Raw genomic sequence first — 2,500 nt, forward strand, 5'->3', positions numbered from 1 at the left:
GTGTGTTGTCTCAGATACCGCACAGTGGACGCGTAGCTTCTTTGTGGTAAGTCCTCGGCCTATTAGTACCAGTCACCTACACCCATTACTGGGCTTCCAGTTCCGGCCTATCAACCCGGTGGTCTGCCGGGGGCCTTACCCCACAAGTGGGTGAGAAACCTCATCTTGGAACAGGCTTCCCGCTTAGATGCTTTCAGCGGTTATCCCTTCCGAACGTAGCCAACCAGCAGTGCCCTTGGCAGGACAACTGGCACACCAGAGGTTCGTCCGTCCCGGTCCTCTCGTACTAGGGACAGCCTTCCTCAAGTTTCTAACGCGCGCGGCGGATAGAGACCGAACTGTCTCACGACGTTCTAAACCCAGCTCGCGTGCCGCTTTAATGGGCGAACAGCCCAACCCTTGGGACCTACTCCAGCCCCAGGATGCGACGAGCCGACATCGAGGTGCCAAACCATCCCGTCGATATGGACTCTTGGGGAAGATCAGCCTGTTATCCCCGGGGTACCTTTTATCCGTTGAGCGACACCGCTTCCACTTGCCGGTGCCGGATCACTAGTCCCGACTTTCGTCCCTGCTCGACCTGTCAGTCTCACAGTCAAGCTCCCTTGTGCACTTGCACTCGACACCTGATTGCCAACCAGGCTGAGGGAACCTTTGGGCGCCTCCGTTACATTTTGGGAGGCAACCGCCCCAGTTAAACTACCCACCAGGCACTGTCCCTGAACCAGATCATGGTCCGAGGTTAGAGGTCCAATACGATCAGAGTGGTATTTCAACAACGACTCCACGAACACTGGCGTGCCCGCTTCACAGTCTCCCACCTATCCTACACAAACCGAACCGAACACCAATACCAAGCTATAGTGAAGGTCCCGGGGTCTTTTCGTCCTGCCGCGCGTAACGAGCATCTTTACTCGTAATGCAATTTCGCCGAGTCTATGGTTGAGACAGCTGAGAAGTCGTTACGCCATTCGTGCAGGTCGGAACTTACCCGACAAGGAATTTCGCTACCTTAGGATGGTTATAGTTACCACCGCCGTTTACTGGGGCTTAAATTCTCAGCTTCGCCCCGAAGGGCTAACCGGTCCTCTTAACCTTCCAGCACCGGGCAGGCGTCAGTCCGTATACATCGTCTTACGACTTCGCACGGACCTGTGTTTTTAGTAAACAGTCGCTTCTCACTGGTCTCTGCGGCCCCAACCAGCTCAGGAAGCAAGTTCCGTCACCAGCCGAGGCCCCCCTTCTCCCGAAGTTACGGGGGCATTTTGCCGAGTTCCTTAACCATAGTTATCTCGATCGCCTTAGTATTCTCTACCTGACCACCTGTGTCGGTTTGGGGTACGGGCCGTGTGAAAGCTCGCTAGAGGCTTTTCTCGGCAGCATAGGATCACTGAATTCACCTCAACGGCTACGCATCACGTCTCAGGATATGTGCGACACGGATTTGCCTATGTCACTCCCTACACGCTTACACCAGTACTACCACTCACTGGCCCAGCTACCTTCCTGCGTCACCCCATCGCTTGGCTACTACCAGATCAGGTCCCGCGCATCCCCCGACCACATTCCCGAAGGAACACAGCCGGCTTCAGGGCGGTTAGTATCACTGATTCACCATGGGCGCGTTCACACGGGTACGGGAATATCAACCCGTTGTCCATCGGCTACGCCTGTCGGCCTCGTCTTAGGTCCCGACTCACCCTGGGCGGATTAACCTGGCCCAGGAACCCTTGGTCATTCGGCGGAAGAGTTTCTCACTCTTCTTTCGCTACTCATGCCTGCATTCTCACTCGTGCAGCCTCCACACCTGGATCACTCCGGCGCTTCCATGGCTGCACGACGCTCCCCTACCCATCCATACCACTGCCGGCCTTCCCGCAGGAAAACCGAGGTGTATTGCATGAATGCCGCAGCTTCGGTGGTGTACTTGAGCCCCGCTACATTGTCGGCGCAGGATCACTTGACCAGTGAGCTATTACGCACTCTTTCAAGGGTGGCTGCTTCTAAGCCAACCTCCTGGTTGTCTTCGCGACCCCACATCCTTTTCCACTTAGTACACGCTTAGGGACCTTAGCTGGCGATCTGGGCTGTTTCCCTCTCGACTACGAACCTTATCGCCCGCAGTCTCACTGCCGCGCTCTCACTCACCGGCATTCGGAGTTTGGCTGATTTCGGTAAGCTTGTGGGCCCCCTAGACCATCCAGTAGCTCTACCTCCGGTGAGAAACACGCGACGCTGCACCTAAATGCATTTCGGGGAGAACCAGCTATCACGGAGTTTGATTGGCCTTTCACCCCTACCCACAACTCATCCCCTCAGTTTTCAACCTAAGTGGGTTCGGGCCTCCACGACGTCTTACCGTCGCTTCACCCTGGCCATGGGTAGATCACTCCGCTTCGGGTCTAGAGCATGCGACTGGACCGCCCTATTCGGACTCGCTTTCGCTACGGCTGCCCCACACGGGTTAACCTCGCCACATGCCACTAACTCGCAGGCTCAT

1 rRNA gene (cut by a window edge) is annotated in these 2,500 nt (G+C 56.2%); it reads right to left on the bottom strand.

The features are described 5' to 3' along the window. Positions 1 to 42: 42 nt before the first annotated feature. Positions 43 to 2,500, bottom strand: a 23S ribosomal RNA gene (locus AC1DU4_RS06970) (it continues 672 nt past the right edge of the window).

The organism is Rhodococcus sp. P4_F5 (assembly GCF_056401315.1).